At 54.5% G+C, this 25,252-nt stretch carries 18 protein-coding genes; 10 read left to right on the forward strand and 8 right to left on the reverse strand.

What is annotated here, in order from left to right; all coding sequences use genetic code 11:
* Window positions 1-221: 221 nt before the first annotated feature.
* The 3 genes from RDV48_29485 to RDV48_29495 all read right to left on the reverse strand — a co-directional run bounded on the left by RDV48_29485 (window position 222) and on the right by RDV48_29495 (window position 4,299).
* Window positions 222-2,780 carry a PAS domain S-box protein gene (locus RDV48_29485; GenBank protein ID MDQ7826968.1) on the reverse strand — a complete coding sequence of 853 codons (2,559 nt, stop codon included), beginning with the start codon at window positions 2,778-2,780 and terminating at the stop codon, window positions 222-224.
* Between the two features lie 168 nt (window positions 2,781-2,948).
* A complete protein-coding gene (locus tag RDV48_29490; protein ID MDQ7826969.1) occupies window positions 2,949-3,137 on the reverse strand; it encodes a hypothetical protein in 189 nt (62 codons plus the stop codon).
* A 259-nt stretch (window positions 3,138-3,396) separates the two neighbouring features.
* Complete coding sequence (locus RDV48_29495) at window positions 3,397-4,299, reverse strand: hypothetical protein (GenBank protein ID MDQ7826970.1); 903 nt, start codon at window positions 4,297-4,299, stop codon at window positions 3,397-3,399.
* 411 nt (window positions 4,300-4,710) lie between these two features.
* Here RDV48_29495 and RDV48_29500 point away from each other — a divergent pair, with 411 nt between their 5' ends.
* Complete coding sequence (locus tag RDV48_29500; GenBank protein MDQ7826971.1) at window positions 4,711-4,917, forward strand: heavy metal-binding domain-containing protein; 207 nt, start codon at window positions 4,711-4,713, stop codon at window positions 4,915-4,917.
* A gap of 40 nt (window positions 4,918-4,957) precedes the next feature.
* On the opposite strand, the gene RDV48_29505 is transcribed toward RDV48_29500, so the two are convergent.
* Genes RDV48_29505 through RDV48_29515 form a run of 3 tightly spaced genes read right to left on the reverse strand, consistent with a single transcriptional unit; the run spans window position 4,958 to window position 11,309 of the window.
* Window positions 4,958-6,259, reverse strand: a complete 1,302-nt coding sequence (locus tag RDV48_29505) for a TolC family protein (protein ID MDQ7826972.1) — start codon at window positions 6,257-6,259, stop codon at window positions 4,958-4,960.
* Entirely contained in the window at window positions 6,259-9,525 is a 3,267-nt protein-coding gene (locus RDV48_29510) for an efflux RND transporter permease subunit (protein ID MDQ7826973.1), read from the reverse strand. The genes RDV48_29505 and RDV48_29510 overlap by 1 nt, the downstream gene beginning before the upstream one ends.
* Window positions 9,526-9,554: 29 nt before the next feature.
* On the reverse strand, window positions 9,555-11,309 hold the full coding sequence (locus RDV48_29515; protein MDQ7826974.1) for an efflux RND transporter periplasmic adaptor subunit: 1,755 nt from the start codon (window positions 11,307-11,309) through the stop codon (window positions 9,555-9,557).
* Between the two features lie 219 nt (window positions 11,310-11,528).
* Between RDV48_29515 and RDV48_29520 the strand changes: the two genes are divergently transcribed.
* The 5 genes from RDV48_29520 to RDV48_29540 all read left to right on the forward strand — a co-directional run bounded on the left by RDV48_29520 (window position 11,529) and on the right by RDV48_29540 (window position 14,990).
* The gene (locus tag RDV48_29520) at window positions 11,529-11,735 is read left to right on the forward strand and encodes a hypothetical protein (protein MDQ7826975.1); all 207 of its coding nucleotides are present in this window, start codon (window positions 11,529-11,531) and stop codon (window positions 11,733-11,735) included.
* A 20-nt stretch (window positions 11,736-11,755) separates the two neighbouring features.
* Window positions 11,756-12,403, forward strand: coding sequence for a hypothetical protein (locus RDV48_29525; GenBank protein ID MDQ7826976.1), 648 nt, complete (start codon window positions 11,756-11,758; stop codon window positions 12,401-12,403).
* A gap of 244 nt (window positions 12,404-12,647) precedes the next feature.
* Window positions 12,648-13,331: a matrixin family metalloprotease gene (locus tag RDV48_29530; protein MDQ7826977.1), complete on the forward strand. Its 684-nt coding sequence runs from the start codon at window positions 12,648-12,650 to the stop codon at window positions 13,329-13,331.
* Window positions 13,332-13,722: 391 nt separating this feature from the next.
* Window positions 13,723-14,019, forward strand: a complete 297-nt coding sequence (locus tag RDV48_29535) for a hypothetical protein (protein MDQ7826978.1) — start codon at window positions 13,723-13,725, stop codon at window positions 14,017-14,019.
* Complete coding sequence (locus RDV48_29540; GenBank protein ID MDQ7826979.1) at window positions 14,013-14,990, forward strand: mechanosensitive ion channel; 978 nt, start codon at window positions 14,013-14,015, stop codon at window positions 14,988-14,990. Before RDV48_29535 ends, RDV48_29540 begins: the two co-directional genes overlap by 7 nt.
* Before the next feature lie 50 nt (window positions 14,991-15,040).
* Here the strand turns inward: RDV48_29540 and RDV48_29545 are convergent, their stop codons facing one another.
* Both RDV48_29545 and RDV48_29550 read right to left on the reverse strand, forming a co-directional pair.
* On the reverse strand, window positions 15,041-17,752 hold the full coding sequence (locus RDV48_29545) for a cation-translocating P-type ATPase (protein MDQ7826980.1): 2,712 nt from the start codon (window positions 17,750-17,752) through the stop codon (window positions 15,041-15,043).
* A gap of 7 nt (window positions 17,753-17,759) precedes the next feature.
* On the reverse strand, window positions 17,760-18,911 hold the full coding sequence (locus tag RDV48_29550; GenBank protein ID MDQ7826981.1) for a hypothetical protein: 1,152 nt from the start codon (window positions 18,909-18,911) through the stop codon (window positions 17,760-17,762).
* Window positions 18,912-19,180: 269 nt separating this feature from the next.
* Here RDV48_29550 and RDV48_29555 point away from each other — a divergent pair, with 269 nt between their 5' ends.
* The 4 genes from RDV48_29555 (at window position 19,181) to RDV48_29570 (ending at window position 25,245) form a co-directional block, all read left to right on the forward strand.
* Window positions 19,181-21,733, forward strand: coding sequence for a PAS domain S-box protein (locus tag RDV48_29555; GenBank protein MDQ7826982.1), 2,553 nt, complete (start codon window positions 19,181-19,183; stop codon window positions 21,731-21,733).
* 64 nt (window positions 21,734-21,797) lie between these two features.
* Window positions 21,798-23,156, forward strand: a complete 1,359-nt coding sequence (locus RDV48_29560; protein MDQ7826983.1) for an endonuclease/exonuclease/phosphatase family protein — start codon at window positions 21,798-21,800, stop codon at window positions 23,154-23,156.
* A gap of 103 nt (window positions 23,157-23,259) precedes the next feature.
* A complete protein-coding gene (locus tag RDV48_29565) occupies window positions 23,260-23,385 on the forward strand; it encodes a hypothetical protein (protein ID MDQ7826984.1) in 126 nt (41 codons plus the stop codon).
* 303 nt (window positions 23,386-23,688) lie between these two features.
* Complete coding sequence (locus RDV48_29570; protein MDQ7826985.1) at window positions 23,689-25,245, forward strand: hypothetical protein; 1,557 nt, start codon at window positions 23,689-23,691, stop codon at window positions 25,243-25,245.
* Window positions 25,246-25,252: the final 7 nt, after the last annotated feature.

The following is a 25,252-nucleotide window of genomic DNA, read 5'->3' on the forward strand; positions in this document are numbered from 1 at the left end:
TTATGCTCAACAGCATATCAGACGAGATCGTGATAAGCCCGGAGCTTATCACGTGCGTCAGAATGAATCCCCGAATTGAATTTATCGCGGTACTTGGATCCCTGGCATGGAATAGAGTGGAAAAAGAGTGGCTGCAAGCTTTCGGGGCCATATAAATTATAACAGAAATCCTCTGCGAAGTCCACTTTCGTCACTGCTCCTTCCTCCATAAGGAAATCCGGTCATAAAGCTTTCAACCTGCCCGGATACCTGCCAGGCTGAAGCGGAGCCTGCGCCCTGTGCAGGGTTATCGTCATCGTGGTGCCGAGGCCCTCCCGCGACTCCGCCTTCAATGTGCCTCCGAACCTCTCAATTATCTTCTTTGAGAGAGACAGCCCCAGGCCCGTGCCTTTGCGTGAGTCCCTGACAGGAGAGAAGGGATCGAACAGGCGGGAGAGATGCTTTTCAGGCATTCCCATGCCGTTATCATGCAGCAGCAGAGTTACAGTCCTCTCTGCCTGGATCACCTTGAGGTCTATGGTCCTTTTCATGCTGTCACTGCACTCTTCCAGTGAACAGCGGGCATGGGAAAGCAGGTTCACTATCACCTGGCTGAGCCCGTTGGGGGAGGCGACGGCCATCACCGCATGAGATGGCCTGTCAATCCTGAGCTCTATGGCGCTCTCCCTGAGCTGCCTTCCCAGGATTCTGATGGAATTGTCTATGGATATGCCGATGTCAAGCGGGCCCGGCTCACCTGTGTCTGCCTGGGATAATTCGCTGAGCCCCTTGACAATATCCGTGGCCCGGGAGATATTTTCCTTTGCGGCGGTGAGCTCCGTGAGCAGCTCTTTTGCAGGAGACCTGCCTCTCTTGACAATTGCCTCGAGGACCTCCACGATGAAAGCGATATGAGCGAGGGACTGGCTCAGCTCATGGGAGGTGACCAGGGCCATTTCACCTATGGCGGCAAGCTTCTCCGATTGCACCAGGAGCTCATTGTTCTCCCGGAGCTTCCGCTCGGAGAGCTTTTTACCCGAAATATCACTTGCCCCTGCAAGGGCGCCAATGACCTTGCCTGCCTCATTGCGGCACACGGAAGCATTCATCACTACCGGGATGGTGCGCCCTTCCCGGTGCATGATCTCAAGCTCATAATTTCTCACCGCACCCTTTTTGAGGGTCTCCTCGCAGCCGTTCTTTGCCTTATCTGGCTGGGTGAAATAAGCGCAGAAGTCTGTCTCAATGAGGCTCTCTCTCGGCACGCCGGTATATGATTCGATTTTTCCATTCGCATCGGTGATTTTTCCTTCAGGGGTGAGTGACACCAGCGCGCCGGGATAGATTTCCATGAGGCTGTTCGCGATTGCCGCCTCGGTAGTCTTTTCTGCCGGGGGGCGCTCATTGCTCTTCCGCTGGATGAGGGAGGCCAGCGTATTTGCAGCAGTGAGCAGGAAATCCACCTCTCTCTGATCCCGCTGATGGCCGTCGTCAAGCTGAATATTGAGCACGCCAAAGACCTTGTCGAAGCTGCGGATGGGAATGCAATAATGGCCGTGGGGCTCCATATTCTTGGAGCGTATCTCGTGGCTGGTGCCGACATGGGAGGCAAACTGCACCTTTTTCGTCTGCGCGGCCTTCCCGCACAGGCATGTGCCTATGGGGATATTGCCGCACAGCTCCAGGTGCTCCCGGGAAAGCTCTCTATGGGCTTTTATCACGAGCCTTTCAGGGTCGCCTTCAATGAGGGCTATGCTTCCCTTTCGCATCGCACCAGCCCACGGAAGGGAGAGCACAATCGAGAGGGCCCGCTCCAGCGTCACCTGCAGGCTTATATCCAGCAGAGAAAGGCGGAGAAGCGAGTTGAGGTCTTTCTGGAAGTCATGGCTATGCTGGAGATCCCGGTCCCGCTTTACAAGCGTGGTGATATCCTGGAGTGCCACAATGACCTGAGAAGCCTTGCCATGAGCGTCCCTGACATATGAAATGCCTGCCGAAACCGGCACTTCGCGGCCGCCCTTTGCAATGAGGCAAAAAGGCGGGATATCTATGATTCTCTCCTTCAATGCCTGGCTCAACTGGCCCTCTACGCGTCTCCTGTCGCTTTTCTTTACAAATTTCCGGGCCAGTGTTGAAATCTTATTTCTTTGAATCTTTTCTCTGCCATAGCCGGTAATTTTCTCGAGAGCCTGACTGAGAGATATGACCCTGCCGGTCATGTCCAGCACAATAATGCCGATATTGACTGCATCAAGGATATTGGCGGCGTTCCTGTAGGTGCTTATGTCACTTATTGCGGTTCTGCATACCCCCTCACCCGTGCAGGCGCTCTCCAGCAGTGCCGCGAATTCACGGCCTTCGCCTGTCACCAGGCGCACTTCACAGACCTGCGGCTCTTTTTCTCTGAACATGCGCTTGAGATGGGAATAGTAGGTGTCCCTGTCTTCAGCCATGAGGTGCACAAGAAAAGGCTTTCCAAGAAGGAAGTCACGCTCGAGATTCAATTTTTTCGCAATGGTGAGGTTCGCTTCCCGTATGATTCCCTTTTCATCGATAGTGACGTAGCCCACGGGAGCCGAATCGAAAAGCTCGCAGTATTTTGCCCTGGATTCCTCGATCACTGCCTGGGCCCTGATGAGCTCCTTGTTCTGCATATCAAGCTCGATGTGATATAACTGCTGCTCATAGACAAGGTTTCTATGCCTGGTTTCCAGGCTTTTCTCACCTTCACCGGGCGCGGTATCCGCTTCATCTCTCGTGCCTGCAGGCTTCATTTCCGTAGCAGATGTCTTTTTTCTCATTCCACCTCCTGGCTGACGTGTTAAGGGTGTCAAGCATGTGCAGCAGAATAGTATGGTATTTCACTCCTGTATTTACCATACTATGTTATTCCGTGAATAAGCAATAAGAAAAAGTCTAGTTTTTCCCTTTTATTTTCCCCCGCCTGGAGCCTGAATGAATGGCGGTATTTATTCATATGCCTCTTCAATCGTGAAGCTCCAGTGATAACGCAGCTCATCGTCAACAGGGTTGTAATTGATGAGATCCACGTATTTTTCGCATTGCATGGATTCACCGTCATAGAGCATTTTTGCCCCGCAGTCGCATTTTGCGGTTTCCGCCCATTTTGTGAATTCCTCTTTGGTGAGCCAGTTCATGCCTCTCTCATCTCCATATTTTTTCTCTTCAGGCAGATATTGATCAGGAACCTGGAAATACTGAATCATAGCTTACCTCCTACAGTGAAGCACTGGTGACATTTTGTCCGGGTGCTTTGCCCGGGGGGCTTGGCCAGGCACGCCTTTCATCGATGGTCTTGACCACCATGTCGGCGGCTTTGCCCAGACCCCCCCTTCATCAGCTTGTTTACTGAGAATCCCTGTTATTATGCTTTTTCATCTGCCCCGCGGCATTGATTTACCGATTTCTATTGTCTTGATTCCATCCATTCGAGTTCTTGAAATAGTTTTGGGGAATCTGGTAAAAGGCCTGGGGGACATCCCGGGTCTGCACCCAGGAGTTCTGCAGAGAAGGCGAGTTGTACCACTGCCCCTGGGTGAGGTAATAGTACTGCTGGCCAAACCGGAAGATATCGAGGCTCTGGCCCGGGGCGTAATAAACCTGTTGAGTCCCCGGAACCCTGGACCATTGAAACTGATTATTCGTCAGCCCCGGCGGCAAGGAGGCGCCGCTCCAGCCGGTTTTATTGCCTTGAGCCCAGCCGGGCGGGTTCTTGAAATAGCTTTGAGGGATCTGGTAAAAGGCCTGGGGGACATTCTGGGTCTGCACCCAGGAGCTTTGGAGAGAAGGCGCATTGTACCACTGCCCCTGGCTGAGGTAATAATACTGCTGGCCATACTGGAATATATCGAGATTCTGGCCCGGGACATATTGAATCTCTTGAGCCCCCGGAACCCTGGACCATTTCAGCCGATTACCAAGCTGCCACGGCTGCATGGAGGCGTCCCCCCAGGTGGTGGTATTGCCTTGATTCCAGCTGGACGGGTTCTTGAAATAGGTCTGAGGGATCTGGTAAAAGACCTGGGGGATGTTCTGGGTGCTTACCCAGGAGCCCTGGAGAGAAGGAGCGGTGTACCACTTCCCCAGCGACTGGCTGAGGTAATAATACTGCTGGCCATACTGGAATATATCGGCATTCTGGCCCGGGGCATAGAGAACCTGCGGAACCCCAGGAACCTGGGTCCATTGAACCGGAGTGGTCAGCTCGAAATAAGACTGCTGAGGCTGAGCGGCCCAGGCCGGCGTGACCAGGAGCGCTATCAGCCATATCCAGAGCAATTTTCTTATAAGACGCGACATTGTGATTCCTCCTTGGAATATTCTGATTTTATCACTGGCAAGATTCAATCCGCTTAGCCTCCTCTGAGCGTTGACACGATGAAAACCTGATGAAATCTGCGATATCGGCTTTCTCCGGCAATCGCAGTGCTTTCCTGATGAGTGAAGAATGCCGTCTTTCTCCTATTCTCATTATACCCCCGGAGTGTCCGGGTTCATATAAGAAAAAGTCCGGACTTCGGGGATGCGCTTCCCGGGTGGGTGATGGGGATCAAAATCAGAGTTTTTCTTATTGCATGCTGAGCAAAAAAAAGAGATGATATAATGAGAAATTTCTATTTCAATGCTGAATAAAGGAGATTCATCAGTATGAGATTAGTTGAGGGAAAAGCATTCATGGCATGCTTCATCGTTTGTTTCCTGATTTATGGCATGTCGGGATGCCTGGGAGGAGGACAGGGTCCCGCGCTGACGCCTCCAACGACACCTGTTTCTGAGCACAGCGCCTCACCCTCGCCTGGGGTAAAGAAGGCAGGAAAACTCGTATATTCCTGCCCGATGCATCCCGAAGTCGTATCAGACAAGCCCGGTAAATGTCCAAAATGCGGAATGAGCCTTGAGCAGGTTTCCAGGCCATGACAGGGCACCTCCACTCCTTTTCATAGCGCTCCCGCTCTCTTTACCATGTCCCTGTGATGTACTTGATCCTTGCCACGGCAATGTTATGGTCCCTTATTGCCTCGAGCCTCATGAGCCGGGCTTTTGCCTGGCTCCACTGGGCGTCGATGATTTCCAGCGAGATCCCCTTGCCTGACCTGTAGCGGAGCCCTGCAATCCTGAGCACCTCGGCGGCTTCAGTGAGGGCAGCCTCCGCGAGCTTTGTGTTATTGTCTGCAGCATCCATGGCCTTCCAGGCGGTTATGAGCTCCTTCTCAAGGGTAAGACGGGCGGCCTCCTTCTCGGCAATGAGGCCCTCGAGGAGTGCCAGGGCCTTATCCCTCCGGAATTTTCTTGATCCCCCGTCGCCAATGGCCACGCTTGCCAGGATGCCTGTTGAGTACCCCGGGTTTGGATCGGTGCGCGTCGGGGTTATGGCCTGACCCATGCCGAAGACATAGACCTGGGGAAGATACTCGCCTTCGACTGCATGAGCCTCTCGCCGCGCGGCTTCAATCTTTTCATTGAATCGAAGAAGTACCGGGTGGCTCTCGAGAGAAGCGCGAAGGGCCCCGCTCTCTCCCGGTGACTCCCATGGGACAAAGGCCTCGGAAAGCTCCTGCGCCGAGCGGGTATCGCCCCCAAGGAGGGCCATGAGGGATGCCCTCTCTGATTCGAAGGCTGCTCTCAGCCTGTTTATGGAGCTTTCTGCCGCAGCCCTTTCATTCTTTGCCCTGAGAAGATAGAGAAGCGGTATCTTGCCGGCTTCGTAAAGCTCCCCGGAGCGCTTCACATTTTCATTCTGCAGCGCGAGGAGCTCCTCGTAAGCTTTACGCGACTCATCCAGAAAAAGGGCCTGGAGATAGGAGGTCTTTATCTCCATGGCGAGCTCCAGCCGGACCCGCTTCTCCTCCCATGAGGCCGCCGCCTCGTCACGCTCCCTTGCCCGGACGCTGTTGCTGAAAGTCCCGCCGGTATAAAGAGGAGCCATTATCATGGCATTGAGGAGGCCCGAGGTGTTGTTTTCAAGCCTGATGATATTCTGCGGCATTACCAGCGGTGCTGATGAAATGAGCATGGGCATGTCGCCCGTCGAGTAAACGCCATTTACAGAGAGTGCCGGCTCGAGCCTGCTCCTCGCCTCGCCGGTCTCGGCCTGCGTGGACTTGACCCCGGCCCGGGCAATTTTCAGCCGCGGTGAATTCTGAAATCCCCTTTCGATGGCACCTTTCATGTCGAGGGGGCCTTCGATTGCAGGCTCGTCAGAAGAACAGGGGGAGGCAAAAAGCAGCAGAAGAATGAGCGTGGAGAGCGCCAGCTTCATCAAGGCTCTTTCACCTCCGCTTCATCTTCCCGGACAGGCCATATCCATGGCTTTTTTAGGAAGACGCGATGGATCCATGCGATGAGATCATCGACATAGGTGTGCATGATTGGAATGTCAAAAAGGCTCAGGATTGTCCCCATGGCAAGGCCGCCTATGATGACCGTCCCCAGTGGAGAGTATGCATCCATCCCGGTCTTCGGGAAGAGGGAGACTGGAATCATCACGGCGATGGTGATGAGGGAGGTCATCAGGATGGGGCGAAGACGCGTGGGGCATGCCTCGATAATGGCTCTGTTGCGCTCCATCCCATGATCACGGTTTTTCATTATCATGTCGATAAGGAGTATGGCGGTGGTGATGTCCATGCCGGTGAGCACGATGACCGCCATGATGGAGACGGTGGAGAAGCTCTGGTGGGCGAGCCAGAGGGCTATGAATACACCGGAGAGCTCCAGGGGAATGGAAAAGATCATCTGCAGGGGCTGCAGGAATCCCCGGAACTGGGCCACCAGGATCAGGAATATGAATATGAGGGCAAGCAGGAGGCCAAAAAGGAGGCGGCGGAACGAGTCCATCATCTGCGTCATGTCACCGCGCATCTCTATGCCATAACCGGGCGGAAAATTCACTTTCGCGATGGCATCCATGACGATATTCATTGAGAGATCCATCGACGTGGGGTACCCTATGCGGTAGTAGCCCATGATGGTGACAACGCGGCGAAGGCCGTCATGCTCAATGAGGCTTGGGGCGCTGAGGGATTCGATGGAAGCCAGGGATTTCAGAGGAACACTTTTTCCGTCAGGCGCCACAAGCTGGATGTTCCCGAGATCCTCACTGGTGCGGCGATCACCCTCCCGGTATCTTATCAGTATGGTATTCTGGCGGATATTGGGGAGGCGGTAGAATTCATCGGTAAGGCCGCCCCTGGTGGCATAGTACACCTGCTGGGAGACAGCCTCGGGTGAAAGCCCCGCTTCGGCCGCCCTCACGGGGTCAACCTTGATGCGGTACTCGGGCTTCGAAAGTGACCAGGAAGAGGCTACCTGGAATATACCGCGAGTTTTTGCCGCAATACCGGTCACTTGAGCACCCAGGCGATCGAGATATGCCAGATCCTTGCCAAATACCAGGATCTGAATGGGGGCCGAGGAAGTAGCCATGACATCGGAGCCCATCTCTTTTATCTGGAGGCGCCTGATGCCTGGGATCGTTGCGGTTGCTTCCTTCTGAACCGAATCCATGATATCCCAGATGGTCTTTTTCCGCTCATCCTTGTCGCTTAAGGTTATCATGAAAGAGGCCGAGTTCACGGCAGGCATGGAATAGCCGGTAAAAAAGGGGCTGAAGGATTCGAACATCGTCTCGACGCCTATTTCCGTAGAGACTGATTTTATCTCGGGATGCTTCTTCATGATCTCCTCGACTCTCCCCGTCGCTTCCTCGGTGCCTTTGAAGGAGGTGCCCGGCTGCATTTCCAGAATCCCGTATGCCTGGCCGACATCGGCCAGCGGCATCATCTCGCTCCCGATGAAATAATAGAAGGCGAAGCCGATAATGACGGTGGCAAGGATGCGCGCAAGATTGGAGAAGCGGTGCCTGAGCATCCAGGCAATGACCCGGCCATAGCCTTTTTCCATTCTTTCCAGGAGATTCTGGATGGGATTCAGGATCAGGCGATAAGGAAGAGATTTTTTTTCACCTTCCCGCTCCTCTTCGGGGCGCAGTAATTTCGAGGCAAGCAGTGCCGTGAGGGTGAAGCTCACAAGCGTCGAGGCGAGAAGGGCGAAGATGAGAGGCCATACGAGCTCGACAAACATGGCCTGCACGATGCCGCCGCAGAAAAGCAGGGGAACCAGGGCCAGGATGAGCACCGAGGTAGAGGAGAGGACGGCCAGGCGCACCTCGGTTATACCATCTATCGTCGCGGTCCTGGGGTCCTTGCCCATGCGAAGGTGGCGCTCGACGGCATGTATGTCGATGATCGAGTCATCAACCAGGCGGCCGATTGAGATGAGCAGGCCGATAAGAGTGCCGCTGTTGAGTGTCATCCCCATCGGGAGAAGGCAGAGGATGGCGATGGCAAGCGACGTGGGAATCGTGAGGAGAGAAATGAGGGCACCGCGCCATTCCCCCAGGAACAGCAGCACCACGAGACCGGTGAGGAGAACCGCCACGAGAAGCTCCTCAAACATATTCCTGAAAAGGATGTTCACGAAGTGGGAGTTATCATAGGCAACCTGAAAACGGATTCCCGGGTTCTCTTTTTCGAGCTGCCTGAGGCGCTTCATGAGCTGCGGGACGATCCTTGCCGATGAGGCCTCTGGATTCTGGATTATGGAAACCTCGATGGCAGGCTCGGTCTTCCCGTCATGGACATAGTGGTAAGCGCTTCTTCTTTCCCAGTATGTATCGAGCACCTGGGCCACATCTTTCACATAGACGATGCGGGGGAAATCCTTGTCCTGCGGTGAAGAGTCTTGTTCACGGCCGCCGGGAGAGAGGCTCATCGAGGCAATGGGAAAATTCATGATGTCGCGGGCGGAGAGCGCCCTGTTATCGACACGCACGATGGCTTCTCTCGTGCCCTGGGTGATCGACCCTGCAGAACGGCTCACGTTAAAAGAATCAATGGCTTTCCTGACGTCCAGCAGGGAGAGATTCCTGGATGCAAGCCTGTCCCGATCGACAATGACCTGGACCTGCCTGCGGTACCCGCCGAAGGGCACCACGGAAAAAACATTCTCCTCGGTCTTGAGAATGTTGCTCACCGTGTTGTCGGCGAATTCCCTGAGGCGCACCGGGTCCCACCCCTCTCCCGTAAGGGCGACTGAGAGGATGGGAATATTGAGAGGATCGATAGGGAGAACCCACGAGGGCTTCAGGTTCGCCCCGGTGACGGGGAGGTTTGCCTGGATGATGTTCATGAGAGCCTGGACATCGAAAAGGGCCTTCTTCATGTCGGTGCCGTATGAGAATTCCAGTGAGACTATGGAGAAGCCGTCCTGCGAGGTGGAGCGGATGTAGCGGAGATTCCTTACCGACACGAGCTGCTCCTCGATGGGCTTGCTGATATACATCTCCATCTCCTGGGCTGAGAGGCCGGGCATGGTGGTGACGACACCTATGAGGGGGCTCTGGACATAGGGCATCATGCGCCGCGGAAGGGTATAGAATATGGCGAGCAGGGCAAGCACCACGACGCCGAGGTAAAATGAGATTATGGCGTAGGGATGGCTGATGGACCATTCCGAGATATTCATTGCCCTCCGGCGGATATGCTTCTCCGCGCTCATCTGTGTACCAGCTTCATTCCGCACTTCGGGCAGCTGCCGGGCTTGCTGGAAATGACCTCGGGGTGCATGGGGCAGGTATACTGCTTTTCCATCGGGGATTTTCCGGCTTCCGGGGAACGGGACTGCATGGGCGATTCCACGGGCATTCCATGCATGGCTCCGGGCATGGGCGATTCCGCGGGCATTCCCGGCATGCCGCCGGGCATTGATCCGTGGGGCCCGGGCATTTTTTCGGGGCCTCCCCGTCCCCATGCAGTCGGCGTCACCATATTACCATTCTGCAGATCCTCTATCCCATCGACGGCTATCTCATCTCCTTCCTTCAATCCTTCGATAATCTGAGTATCGGTGCCGTCAGATAGTCCCCGCTTCACGGTGGTGAGATAGACATGGAGGCCGCCGGTGCTTTCCCTGGGGATGAGAACCATGCCACACTTGGGGCAGTCGCCGGGCTTGCGGGTGATGACCTCGGGGTGCATGGAGCAGGTATAGAGGGAGACTTCCCCATTTCCCTCATCCTTTACAAGCCAGACGGCAGGCCGGTTCTGGTAATCCCTGTTCTGGATCACCGCTCTTGAGGGCACAAGGAGCGCTGACCGGGCAGTGGCGGTGGTCACCTTCACATAAAGATAGACGCCGGGAAGGAGCTGATTGTCGGCATTATCGACGAGGGCCTCGACGATTCCCGTCCGCGCCCTGGGATCGACAGCCGGAAAGACAGCAGTTATGGGTGCGCTGTGCCATGTATCGGGAGCGAAGGGGAGGGCATATTCCAGGCTGTTTCCCCTGCGGATTGAAGCAATATCTTTCTGGGCAAGCACGGCCTGAATTCTCACCTTGCGCAGATCAGCCAGGCGAAGGATGGGAGTGCCGGGCGAAACAAGCGTGCCGGGCGAAACAAGCCTTGCCGTCACGTAGGCAGGGAAAGGCGCCTGAAGCGTTGTATAGCCAAGAACTATGTGTGCCGTCTGCTCCGCGGTTTTCGCCTGAATGACCGAAGCCTCCTGCTTGCTGAGCTCCGCCCGGGCAGACGATTCCGCATATTTGAGAGAGCTCACCCGGTTTTGCGCCGCGCTCTCCCGTTTTCGCGCCGCCTCGACACGTGCGCCGGCGGAGCGGTATTTCGATTCCGTCAACTGGAACTCGTCTTTCGAAATGGCCCCTTCTTTAAAAAGCGATGTCCCGCGGCCATACTCCTCTGTCCAGTAGGAGAGATCGGCCCTTGCATCCCTTACCTCCGCTCCTGCGGCCTCGTGTTCATTTTTCGCAGCCTCCCGGTCGAAGGTGAGGCTCCTGCGTTTTCCTTCGATGACCGCTCTCTCTCCTTCAGAGGAGCGCACCCCCCAGAGGGCTTCATTAGCCCGCGAGGAAAGCTCTGCAGTATCGAGCTCCGCGAGCACCTGACCTTCGCTCACCTGCTCGCCGGGGTAGGCCGACATCTTTATGATTCGCCCGGTGACACGGGGGAAGATGTCGATTTCGCTCCGGGCAAGGATGCTTCCGTAGGTGGAGGTCTTTATCTTGAAGTTTTTCTTTATGACTGTCGCTGTCGATACTGGAAAGCTGCCCTGGGGAGGCTGCATGACTGACATATCCATGGACTGGCTCTCGATGACGCCCATCTGACCGGGCTTTTTGAACTTGTTGACGACGGCGACCGCAATGACAAGCGCGACAATGAGGAGAATGATTCCGGCGGCTATTGAAAAAATATGCCCCCACGGCGAAGGCTTTTCTTTTATTTCATCCACGTATTTCTCCCCCTCATCATCACGGAGAGCATTTTCATACTTTCGGTGATATTTGCCTCCCCATGGTCAGGTACTGAAGTGCGGCTGGCTGTAAACCGTGGCAGGAGAAGAGTGCGATTCCTGAAGGTATGATGTCATGAATTTCAACCTTCATCCGGTGAAAACCTTTTCGCGCTTGCAAAAAGCACCCGGACCTACCCCTCTCCAAGCCGCACCCATATGATAAGAACAAGCGCATCAGCCTTCTCATTGAAGGGCCTGTCTCTTTATGAGGTCTTCTCAATGGCAGGAAGTGAAAATAGTATTCACGATGAGAAACTTTTCTTGAAAAGCCGGGTCAAAGCATCTGAGGGGAAAGCGAAAGGAGAGGTGATATATGAAAGGGAGTTTATGAGGCTCCTTATTATATCAGACTCAGCAAGGTAAAATTATAAGAAAGGTGACATATGAAAAGCAGTTCTTTAAAAATCTTAATTGTAGTAACGGTAATATTCGTCTTTGCGGTGAGTGTGACTTCGCTTGTAATGTCCTATGAAGGCGGCGGAAAGAGCACCGGGGGAAAGCACCAGGGATGCATGCTGGACCGGATGAAGAGCGACCTCGGGCTTACCGATGCTCAGGCAGGGCAGCTCAAAACTCTCATGGAGAAAAACCGTGCAGAGAGAATGGCGGAGAGGGAAGAGATGAGCGCCCGCGTGAGAACGGTCCTCACTCCGGAACAGCAGAAGTTATGGGACAGCAGCATGGCGGAAAGAAAAGGTAAGATGAGGGGATGCCCCAAGGACTCTGCCGGCTCGGAGAAAAGCTCCGCCAAAGGAGAAAACTGCAAAAAGGGTAAGGGATTTATGAGCGGTCTCAATCTCACCGAGGTGCAGAAAGAGAAGATAAGCTCAATCAAGTCTGAAGAAAAAGCAAAGGGTAAGGCATTGAAAGAATCCCGCACCAAGGAGCTTCAAAAAATTCTCACTCCCGAGCAGTACAAGAAGTTTGAAGCTAAGAAGAAAGAGCACCAGGGAAAAGGAGGGATGCATCACCGCGGTGGAAAGGGAAATTGCAATTCATCGCCGGATTCACCCAATAAGGGCATGAAGTAAACCTGAAGGAATCTGGTGAGCGAGAGCACATCAAGAGGTGCTTTTAACAATCAGAGTAAAGTGAAAAGCCCCGGGCATTGTAACCAGTGTCCGGGGCTTGCCTCATTTTCAGGAGCGCTGAAATACATGGAATATAAGCTTCCTGCATGGGGTATTGTATAATGCAGGGGGAGAAGGACAACGTCATAACCCCTCCGGGTCCTTCTCCCCTCTGCGGACAGGTCGGCATCCGAAGGAGCACACGATGAACACTTTTTCTTATGAAAATAGAACCGGCCACCCTTTGAGGAGATTACTGCTCTCACTCATCACTCAGACAATGGTTTTCCTGCTCTTCATGTCTGCCGTGCCGGCTGCGGCCCAGGCAGATACATCGGCCTCATCAGCTCTTCCCGGGGGATTCGAGGTTCTCAGGCAGTACGGCAGGCCATGCCGCCTGCAGGGCCAGTCGCCTCTTCTCATTTACTCCAATGACGACCGCTTCCGCCAGGTCTTCCTTTATGCCATCGAGAGCTGGAACAATGCCGCACGGAGCCTGGGAATGGCGCCGCTCTTCGCAGGCGCCGGGAGCCTCTCGGAGGCCGACGTGACGCTGGACTGGTCGGGCAAGGGCCTCCCGCCCTATGCCGCGGGGGGCGTCTGGTGGTACTCGGGCGATGAGGTCGAGAGAGTCAAGGGCATTACGATGGAGCCAAACACTCGCATTCCAGAGGGGAACCTCGCGGAGATTCTCATGCAGGAGCTGGGCCACGTTATCGGCCTGGGGCACTCCCAGGACAGCGGCGACATCATGTATCAGGCCATGCACCGTCATCGCTATCCGTCCCTCTCGTCGGTGCACCTCACCCAGCGGGATATGCAGGCCTTTGCATGGCTCTACAGCCAGCAGGCTTTCGTCCCCATCTTAGGTATCAGGCAGGCGCAGTAATTCAGCTCTTCTTGCGGTAACGGCTCAGGCCCCTCTGCGCAGTGACTGCTGATAGCGTTAAAATTTGCAGGTGACCCGGAACCCGGCTAGTGCCGAAAAAAGTACGTCACCGCACACTACGACCTGCTTCTTATCCTCTCCATGATCCCTCAGCTCTGCAGTGAATGAAATGAAAGGAGATTGCCCTGACGGGCACCCGGACATCACCTTCATTTGCTGGGGATTTAAGAACAGGCGGTATCGCATAATTTTACAATAATCAAGAAAAACCAGAATCTTTCCTATTGAATGCATCATGAAAAAGAGAGATGATATACAGTGAGAAGTTGTCACACATTCATCAGGGCGGGGACAATACCCGGTACCCTCGCAGGCACCATAAGGAGAAGTCTTGGTGATCGTAAAAAAGCTGAAAGTCACTGTGGAGCGACAGGTTGAAATCCATGGGGGCATCGACAAAATATCAACAGCACGGTATTCATACTATGTTTTGCTCATGCTCTCAACAATAATCACCGCCTGCGGGCTCCTGGCAAACAGCACGGCGGTAGTTATTGGTGCTATGCTCGTCGCCCCTCTTATGGGACCTGTATTTGGAATCGCTCTCGGCCTCTCTCAGCTCAGGAGAGGAGCCAAAAAAATATTCCCTCTGCTTTACATAGTCACACAAGGAGGTTCTCGATGGTAGAACTGATGCATCGCTTGGAAAGTATACTCCATGGCTGGTTAAACGACCCGACGGCAGTGAAAGTGGTTTTTCTCATTCTGGGGCTTATCATACTCATCATCATTGTCCGCTTTACGCAGCGTACTCTTGAGCGCCGGATAAATAGTATCGAGCGTGTCTACCCGCTTAAGAAGCTCACCGCAGGAATCGGCTATGTCCTGGCTTTTCTTCTGGTGATCAGCGTTTTCCGGGACAGGCTTGGCGGCCTGACGCTGGCCTTTGGCGTGGCCGGCGCCGGCGTTGCCTTTGCCCTGCAGACTGTCATTACCAGTATTGCCGGGTGGGTGGCGATAATGATGGGTAACTTCTACCGTATCGGCGACCGCGTGCTGCTTGGCGGCGTCAAGGGAGATGTTATCGACATAGGCGTATTCCGCACCATATTGATGGAACTGGGCGAATGGGTTAACGCAGATGCCTATAACGGAAGGATTGTGAGTGTCTCCAACAGTTTTGTCTTTACTGAGCCAGTGTATAATTATTCCGGAGACTTCCCCTATCTCTGGGATGAGCTGGTAATCCCGTTAAAGTACGGGAGCGACTGGAAACATGCCAGGCGCATGCTGGGCAAAATTGCCGAGGAGGTGGTGGGTGACTATGTTCCCATAGCCCGGGAGTCCTGGGAAAATATGGTGAAAAATTACCGCATCGAAGATGCCTCGGTTGAGCCCCGGGTTTTCATGGTGGCCAACGATAACTGGATTGAGCTCACCCTTCGCTATGTGGTCGAGTATAAGTGGCGGCGTACTATCAGGGATCGCCTCTTTGAGAGGATCCTTGAGGAGATCGATGCCAGCGGGGGCAAAGTTGCCCTGGCATCATCCACCTTTCATCTTGTCGAGACTCCTGTATTTGATGTGCGCCTGCATTCGGCGGCAGGTGAAGCACCGCTGACCATGAAAAATGAGATGGAGCGGGATTCAATGACATAAAAGCGGTTTTCATTGCGCATCAGCATACATCCATAAGGAGGCGGCCGGGGTCAGTGCCGGAGGACGGGAGCCAGGAGTCGGCGCCCGAGCTTCCACAATTCCACTGCCACAAAGGTGCTGAAAGCAGCCGGCAGAACCACCATCCATTCATTCAGCCCCAGCGGCACTGTCTTAAAAGGCGCATGGAAAATAGTGAGGTACAGCAAGAGCAGCGTGAATGCCGCCGAAACAAGAGAGGCGAGCCAGAGCCACCGGTTACCGAAGAAACCGACCGTAAAGAGCGAATGCTCGCGGGAACGGCAGTTGAAGCCGTTGAAGATTCTTGCGAAAATGAGAGTGGCAAAGAAGATGGACATAGCTTTATCCGGACCAAGTGAGGCATGGAGTGCCCAGAGAAAGGGCCCCAGCGTCACCAGCGCGATCCAGATTCCCACCGCGGCGATATAGTAAAGCGCAGGAGCGTCAATGATCCCCTCTTTCACATTCCTGGGCCGGCGCTCCATGATCCCTGGCTGCGGCGGATCGACACCAAGGGCAATCGCCACCAGGCCGTCCATTATCAGGTTGATGAAGAGGATCTGCACCGCAACCAGCGGAAGCGGAAGCTCCGCGATCAGTGCGACGATCATAGCCACCACCGTGGCAAGATTGCCGCTCAGAAGGAAGACAAGGTACTTCCGGATATTATCGAAGATACTGCGCCCTTCTTCCACAGCCGCAACAATAGAGGCGAAGTTGTCATCAATGAGAATCATATCCGATGCCTCTTTACTTACATCTGTTCCGGTGATCCCCATGGCGACACCGATATGAGCCCTTTTGAGTGCCGGTGCATCGTTCACGCCGTCTCCGGTCATCACCACGATTTCGCCTTTCTTCATAAGGGCATTCACGATCCTCAGCTTGTGCTCCGGTGAGATCCTCGCATATACTTCAATATCGCCGATTGACTTGTCGAAGTCGTCATCCGGCATGGCTGAGATCTCCGCACCGGTGAGCACACAGCCCCTTTTGAGCAGCCCCAGTTCTTTTGCCACCGCTACTGCGGTATCCATGTTGTCACCTGTGATCATCACCGGCCTTATTCCCGCCAGGGTACACCGGGCAAGGGCTTCCCGTGCTTCCGGACGCGGGGGATCGCTCATCCCTGCAATGCCAATGAAGACCATCCCTGTTTCGGCCGCCGCGAGCGGATCCTCAGCGGCATTTATACTCCTGTATGCCAGAGCCAGCACCCTGAGCGCTTGGCCGGCCATCGCACCGGCATGGCGTGCTATTTCCCGCCTGATTTCATCAGTGAGCGGCACCGCCTTGCCATGCTGTACAGCTCTGCTGCAGCCATCAAGCAGTACCTCGTAAGCTCCTTTGCTGTAAGCGATAATCCCTTCGGGCGTGGTATGCACCGTGGTCATCCGTTTCCGCTCCGAGGTGAAAGGAATCTCCTGAGTGCGGGGCTGTTCATTGTGGAGCGCGGCGGGGTCAATGCCTGCCTTTTTCGCCAGCACCAGGAACGCACCTTCGGTGGGATCACCCACGACCTTCCATTCGCCGCCCTGCTCCTGCAGTATTGTATCGTTGCAGAGCGCTCCTGCCACAAGAGCAGGCTTCAAATATTCCAGCTCATCAGCTCCCAATAATGCACCATTCTCTCTAATCTCACCTTTTGGGGAATACCCCGCACCGGTCACCTCAAAGGTCCTGCCATCCATGTACAGCATGCGCACTGTCATCTCGTCCTGCGTGAGCGTACCGGTTTTGTCAGAGCAGATTACCGTGGTGGCTCCCAGCGTCTCAACCGCCGCGAGCTTCCTGATAAGTGCGTGGTGTTTCACAAGCCGGCGGACGCCGATGGCAAGGCTTATATTGACCACTGCCGGAAGAGCCTCCGGGATCACCGCCACTGCCAGGGCCACACCCCAGATGAACATCTCTATGATGCTGTGGCCCCTGAAAATACCGAGCACCGCAGTTGCCGCGGAGAGGGCAATGGCAAAGATGCCGAGCCACTTTCCAAAGGTATCCAGATTTTTCTGCAGCGGTGTCCGCTCCCGCTCGGTTTTATTCAGAAGCCCGGCGATCTTTCCGAATTCTGTGCCCATACCAGTGGCAGTTATCGCCGCCCTTCCTCTCCCTGAGGTGGTGGTGGTGCCCATGTGCACCATGTTCTTCCGGTCGCCGGGGAGTAAATCCTGATCTGCTATCGGCTCAGTGTGCTTCTCTTCCGGCATGGACTCCCCGGTGAGAACAGCCTCTCCCACTTTAAGGTTTATTGCCTCTGTGAGGCGTCCATCAGCGGGCACCATGTCGCCTGTCTTAAGCAGAATGATGTCGCCCGGCACCACCTCGCGCGATGGAATCTCCTTCTCGCTGCCGCCTCTTATCACCCTGGCAGTGGGAGCGGCAAGGCGCTTCAGCGATTCTATGGCCTTCCCTGCCTGGTATTCTTGTAAGAAGCCCAGAAAGCCCGCCAGAAGGACTATCACAATAATTGCAATAGCTTCAATATACTGGCCTAAAAAAAGTGAAATGACTGCTGATATGATCAAAATCACCACGAGAAGGCTGGTGAACTGGCTGAGCAGCAGGAGAAGCTTGGACACCCGCCTACCGGAGGCAAACTCGTTAGGTCCATGTTCAGCCAGTCTCCTGGCCGCTTCCTCTGCGTCAAGCCCGTTCGTGGAGGCCCCGAGGAGTTCCAGCGCTTTATCCACTGTCTCGCAGTGCCAGTGTGTGCCGGTGGTTTCTGGAGCCTGGGATGGCATATGAATATCAGTAACGGAACACGGCAGCCACTGGAGAGCCGCCGGAGCCGTTATCAGGCTCCCCGGCGAAAACTGTTCCGCCGTTCTGCAAGGTGCACAGCGCGGCAAAATCCAGCAGCTCCCTGTCGCCGGGCTCCTTGTTCTCATGGGCTATGGTATTTCCGGTTGTAACATCGAAGGTGCCCCACTTCTCTCTCCCCGCTCCGACGAAGAGTGTTTCGACGCGCCCGTTACAGGAGGCCGGCACGATTGCCTCAATCTTGTCGGAAGTGGATGGCGTACCGGCATTCTGCCGATATCGGGATGCAGCTTCACTATGTGACGTCTGAAAATAAGGCTGTAATACCGCCCAGGCCTTCTCATGCAATTTCTCCGCGCTCTGATCTTCGGGATTACCCGGAATTCCCGCGTCGATCATATGGGGATAGGTATTTGCTTTCCGGTAAAGAGGAAGAAGAAAGTCAACAGACGCGACCACCAGGGGAACGTGCTCGTCTTTGAGCACTTCATGAAGGCCGGTGTTTATCTTTTGAAAATAGTGAAGAATGTCTTCCTTGTTGTCATCGCCGCTGCCGCCTCCCCCGTGATGGATGGCCGGCCGCCTGCCGGTCCCCCTCGACGACGAGCTGTGGTAATGCATCTGCCTTTCGAAATCCTGGACCGCAAGGGTTTCGGCGAGACCAGCGGGAAGGTCCTCCGGGACAATCTCCTGCGCGCTGTAGCGAGTGCCCTGAAAAAGCTTCACCTTGTTCTGGCTGAGTGCCAGCACATAGAAGAGGCTGTCGCCGGCGAGCAGAGGCAAAAGAGGCCTGAAATGGAAATGATCATCAACGACCACAGATTCTTTAAATATGAAGGGGAATATATAGTGATAAAAAACCTCAGGCGAGAGAAACAATGCAAGGCCATCGCTCCGGTACCGCCAGAAAGTGCTGTCCTGCAGCAGTTTCTGGGCCGGCTCCAGGATTTTTTCCGCTTCAAGGCGGGGAAGGCCCCTCTCCATCAACTGCCTTTCTGCCTCATTAAGAGAATTTTTGAGGCGGATCGGATTCTGCTCAGTTTCTTTACCCGCGCGGTGGGTGGGCATATATATCGAGACACAGGGGGGCTTGTTCGCTTCCAGCAGGCTCTTGAGGATCTTTCTGGTGAATGTCATCATATGCTGTCTCCTTCTTTCTTTGAATATATGGCACTATGCACTTACCGCACTCTCAGCAGCGCTGCCGGTCTCACAACAGGAATTACCGCCGGCTCATAGTGGGCCATCTCCATTATAACTCCTTACCGCCCCGGTTCATATAAGAAAAAGTCCAGTCTTCGGCAGGGCAGCCACCCCACCCGCCTGATCCCCTTTGAATCAAGTAAGGGAGGCGATAAAGGGATTTCTTTCCATACAGAAGAAACAATGAAGCGGAGGACGCGCCAAAGATGAACGACACTGCCCGTAAAAAGATACTCCTCGTCGAAGATGAGGCGATTATCGCAATGGCCGAAGCAGAGGCCATAAAGCACCTTGGATATGAGGTGAAAACTGCCCTTTCCGGTGAAAAAGCGGTTGATGCGATAAAAACCGATCCCTCTATAGATCTTGTGCTGATGGATATCGACCTGGGCAAAGGGATCGACGGCACCGAGGCCGCGAAAAGGATCCTCGCAGTCCAGAATATCCCCATCGTTTTCCTCACCTCGCATTCTGAGCGGGAGATGGTGGAGAAGGTGCGCGGCATCACCCGCTACGGCTACGTGATAAAGAACTCCGGCGACTTCGTGCTTTTGTCTTCAATAGAGATGGCTTTCGAGCTGTTTAATGCTCATGTGTATGTGGAAAGCAAGAACGAGGAGCTCACCGGAACGAACCGTAAACTGCGGGAGAGCAAAGAAACTGCTGAAAGATACCTCAATATCGCCGCTGAAATAATTATTTCCCTGGATCCCCGGGGGAACATCACCCTGCTGAACGAAAGCGGGCACAGGCTGCTCGGCTATGAGGCGGGAGAGCTCATCGGAAAGAACTGGTTCGATACCTGTTTGCCGGAAGAAATAAAGAGAGAAGTCCTGGGAGTTTTCGGAAAGCTGATGAACGGAGAAATCGATAATATGGCGACGTACGAAAACCAGGTGATCGCGAAAAGTGGCGATAAAAGGACGATTCTCTGGCACAATACGCTGCTCAATGATAAGAAGGAGGGAATCATCGGAATACTCAGTTCCGGTGAGGACATCACCGGGCGCAAGCGGGCGGAGCTGGAAGCGCTGGAGGCGAAAAGAGACTGGGAAGACTCCTTTGACGTGATAAACGACATGATTACCATCCACGATGCGGATTTTAATATCCTGCGCGCGAATAAAGCCGCAGAAAGCGGTTTGGGACGTGCGTTGAGCGACATCTTGACCATTAAATGCTTCAAGGCCTATCACGGGAAGAACTGTCCTCCCGAGGGATGCCCGAGCTGCATGACATTGAAGACCGGAGTGCCTACCACGACTGAGCTATTTGAGCCTCATCTTGACAAATTTGTCGAGATCAAGGCCCTGCCGCGCTTTGACACCAACCATAATATCACTGGAATGGTACATGTTGTGCGTGACATCACCGAGCGCAAGCAGGCAGAAGAAGCGCTTCAGAAGAGCGAAGAACGCTTCAGAAGCTATGTGGAATATTCCCCTGACGCAGTTTTAGTGGCCGATGAAAGGGGAAATTTCATAGATGTCAACACCGCTGCCTCGGTAATCTCGGGTTATTCAAAAGAAAAGCTCCTGGGAATGAACCTGATAGACCTGATCCCTCCTGAAGACCGGGAACTGGCCCGCGAGCATTTCCTGCGCACCATGTCCACCGGCCGGGCATATGGCGAGGGGCATTTCATCAAGAAGGACGGCGAAAAGCGGTGGTGGTCAGTTGACGCCGTAAAACTGAAAGACTGTCAGATCATCGGTTTCGCGAAGGACATCACGGAGCGCAAGCAGGCAGAGGAACAGCTCCGTTTCCTGAGCTCTATTACCGAGAACATATCTGATGCAATTATTGCCACTGATACCAATTTTGCCATTATCTATATCAACAAAGTGGGGGAACAATTTTTTGGCTACACGCTGGATGAAATCAAAGGCAAAACACCGGGTATATTCAATGCCGAACCGATGGCGGGGCAGATTCAGCAGGAAATATATAGAACAGTTGCATCTGGAAAGACCTATATGGGAGAATCCCTTAACAGGCGGAAAGATGGCTCAACTTTTCATTGCGAGTATAAGGTGATGCCTTTAAAAGACAATAATGGTCTAAATTATGCCTATACTGCGATTCACAGGGACGTCACCGAGCGCAGGCAGGCGGAAGAACATATCAAAAGCCTCCTTGCAGAAAAAGAACTGCTCCTGCGCGAAGTGCACCACAGGATTAAGAACAACATGATCATCCTCATAAGCCTCCTCTATCTGCAGTCGCGCACACTGAAGGTCCCGGCAGCCGTTTCCTCCATTGAGGATGCCATAAGCCGCGTCCAGAGCATGATGGTTCTGTATGATAAACTCTACAAGTCTTCCGATTTCAGAAAGATATTCACGACGGAGTACCTGGGCGCCCTGATCGATGAAATTGCCGGAATATTTCCCGGTAAGGAGTCTGTGGCAATTGAAAAACATATTGATGACTTCACTCTTGACGCAGAAAGCTTATCTCCTCTCGGCATTATTCTCAATGAATTAATCACGAACGCTATGAAGCATGCCTTTACCGGCAGGGATAAGGGGTTGATAAGCGTGACCCTTTCGAAGAAGGATACCCACGCGATACTCACCATGGAGGACAACGGGACCGGTATCCCTGAATCGATTGATATCGCCACTTCCAGCGGGTTCGGGCTGCAGCTTGTCGGTATGCTGGCGGAGCAGCTCGGGGGGACCATCAGGCTTGAACGGGGGAAGGGCTCAAAATTCATCCTGGAATTTGAAGTAACAAATGCGAAGGCTCAACAGTGATTTTCAGAAATTTTTAAGGCTCCCGCGTGATAAGACAGTGCATGTCTCTTGAGGAGGAATGACTATGAAGGAAGAGATTTCCAGGATAGAGAGCGCCAGAGTTTTTGAAAAGACTGAGTATGCGGCTTCCAGGAAGGCGGGGGAGACAAAGCCGAAAGAGCCTCCCACAGAAAGCCTCAAAGACGGCTCCTGCCTGTCTCAGGAAACAACACTTGAGAACGGGAAACAGGCCGTTTCACGCGAAAAGCACCCTCCCGATTCTCTCCGTGATTTTTTCAGGAAATCCATCGGCACTATGAAAAAAAACATGACTGCCGCCGTGGCTCAGGGAAACATGGAAAGCGCCCGGGCGGCAGAGGAGAATAACGAGGGGGCCCATAACGGCGGCAGCCTTCATATGGCTACTTACAACGTGGCAGGCGGGAATGAGGAAATGCGCGAAAATTTCAAGGACGAAACGTCAGATCACCTCGCACGGCAGGTGGTGCAGGGCAACCTTGATGCAGTGGCTCTCCAGGAGGTCTCGCACCGGGAGAACGGCATGGATTACAACATGGAGCTATTGAAAGATGTCTTCAGGGAATCCCTGCCTCCCGGGCTCAGGGATGGTGAAATCAATTACTACAGCGTTGATGACAGGGGCAACCCGGTTCTTGACGGGAACGGCAGCCCGAAATATGACCCCTCAAGCTCGAATGTGGTCTATGAAGCTACCGGGCACAATGGCGAGAAGAAGACCATGACCCTCACGAGGGAGAGCCTTGACCGCCGCGGCAGACCCGTGGTGAATGGAAATGGAGAGCCCGTGTATCACCAGGGCCTGGAGGCCCCCCTCACTGTCTATACCGCCAGGCTAGAAAATGGCGACAGCTACAGCATGGTTTACGGAAATTCAAAAGCCTCCAACAAGGATCCGGACAAAAGGGGCCCCGGTGAGTACGGAAACTCGGTGCTCCTTGGCCCGGGAAGGGAGATCCCCCGCGATGAAAAAGGCGCCATAATCCCTGGCAGTGTAGAATACAAGGTACTTGGCCATGATCCAAGCGACGGTGAGGCCAGAACAGCAGTGGGAGTCACTTTTGCCGGGGAGGGGGGGCAAAGAGGAACGGTAGTGAGCGCCCATCTCACAGCCGACAGCGATGCCTCCGCAGATGAGACAAGAGAAGCCCAGAGAGCCCAGTACAGGGCTCTCAGCGAGCTTTCCGGCCGGCGGGGAGGAAACGTGATAATAGGAGGAGACTTCAATTCCACCCCGGGGAGAGACGGCGCTCCCTCCGCGGAGGATCTCGGCCTTGAGCAGGCAGACCCTGCGGCGAGAATAGATCACGTGCTTGTCTCCAGGGATGCGGAAGCAGGCCAGGCCAGGGTAGTCCATGGGGGCGGGTCTGACCACGAGATGATAGTGACTGACGTGCAGCTATGAAAGATGCCGGGAAGAAGTGCCCGTGAGAAGGAAAGGGAGCTGCCGATGAACCCCGGGTTTTCGGATGACGATATCGAAAAAAGAGTGAGGTGGCGGATCAGAAGTGGAGCAGCTTCAGGTTCTCAAAAAACTTACCACAAGGCTTGAGTCCATCGCCATACCTTATTTCATCACAGGCTCGTTCGCCAGCAGTTATTATGGGATTCCCCGCCGGAAAAAGGCATCATGACAACCGAAAACAAGTCTGTTCCCCTTTTTTCCTGTCTCTTTCTCAAAACCCTCTCTTTGCCCTCACGCAGGGCGCCTTTTTTCTTCGCTGGAGGGACTTTCAGGGGCCTGGAGTGAAAAAATCTTTCAAAAGGCTTTCCCGGCCATCTGAGGGACATCCTGTGATGGCTCTTAAACCCAATAATGGCAGGTATTTGAGCGATCAGCTCTTTTGATTTTCTCTTTTCAATGTGCTATAATAAGATAAGAGATACATGGGTATCTGCCTCAATGGAAGCAATAATGAGACGAAAGGAGGATTATCGTGAACACCGGGGCGATCCGCGACTATCCCGGCTACGAGGCCGTCATGGAGGGGGGGCAGGTTTTCAAAGCTGTCCCGGGCCTCCCGCTGGTCACGTACGGCGCCGACGAGGTGCTCTCGCGCTCGAACTGTCGCCACATTTTCAGGGATCTCACCGGGGAGGTGCTGGACTGGAACCTCTGGTGCCTCTCCCATGCCGGCACGAAGCTTGATATCCTCATAGGCGAGGCCCTTCTCTCTCTCAACGGGAAGCTCGAGAAGCTCGGCTATGTGAGAGTGTCCGACTTTGTCCGCGAGGAGCTGGGGATCTCGTCCAGGAGCGGCTATGAGCTGATGCGGAACGCGAAGGCCCTTCAGAAGCTCCCCCTCATAAGGGAGGCTCTTGAAGAGGGGCTTCTGCGCAAGAGCGCGCTGCGGTATCTTTTCCAGGTCGTGACGCCTGAGACCGAGGCGGAGTGGCTCCGAAAAGCCATGCGGTGCACCATAAGAGAAATTGAGGAGGAGGTGAGGAGCTATAAATCCGGTGCCGGTGAGGCCGGCACAGGTGCTTCGGAGGATGCTGAAGGCGGCCCCGGGGGGAGCGGCATCAATACCTTTGTCGCCGGGGATGACGACGAAGAGGACACAGGGAGCCTCGCCGTAAGCGCGCGGGTTCCTTTTCCCGTTGCCGCGAAGTGGGACCGGGCCCTTGAGGTCTTCCGAAGGATGGAAGAGGCAGAGCTCCCTTCGGAGTCATTCGTGGAGGCTCTTCTCGCCGAGTTCGCCGCTTCGGCGCCGCTTGAGGGCATCGGGGCACAGGATGGAGAGGCGCAGGACACGCAGGTGCAGGGAGCGGAGTATCAGAGGCCGGCGGCAAAGGGCCTGGCGGCGCAGAGCGCTTCCGGGGCTGCAGAAGCCACAGGCGCTTCTCTCTGCCATCATCAGGGAAGATTCTCACAGGGCTGTGAGACTTCTGGAGCATCCTTTGATGATCCCGGCGACGGTGCTCACTGCAGCGATGGCCCCGATGCTTCCAGCTCCAGGGAGACAGAGGCTGCCACCGGCTTGGAGGGAAAAGCCCTTCTCCTTGGCGCCCTGGCAGGGGCAATCGGCTCCCTCGATGACGGGGCTCCTTTCGGCGAGGGGGAAAAAGAGCTTGCCCGCCAGGTCCACAAGGACCTTGAAGAGGTCTCTCATCTTTGGGAGTTTCTCCCCTGGAAGCCCGTCACCGTGGAGCTTCCCCCGGAGCTCCAGGCTCCCTCACGCCACAGGCCCGATGCCGATACCGCCGTCACCCCGGACAGGTCCCTGGTGCGCCCTCCGGCCGATCCCTTCGAGACGGTCGCCCGCCTCCGTAAGATGGCTTCCCTGCGCCACTCCCTCTCTTTCTACCAGGGAAGGCTCCTGCGGACTCTCAACAATTTCGGCCTCTACAAGGATATGCTTTTCCTCTCCCTGGGGCACTACTCCAGGGAGCGCCTCGGGATGTCCCGCAGCGCGGCATATTCCCTCATCAAACAGGAAAGGAGTTATTTAGATAAGATGAGAAGGCCAACCTCCCCGGCAGAGTTTCTATGACCGATAT

It is taken from the genome of Candidatus Eremiobacterota bacterium (genome assembly GCA_031082125.1).
Taxonomy (GTDB): domain Bacteria; phylum Vulcanimicrobiota; class CADAWZ01; order CADAWZ01; family Ess09-12; genus Ess09-12.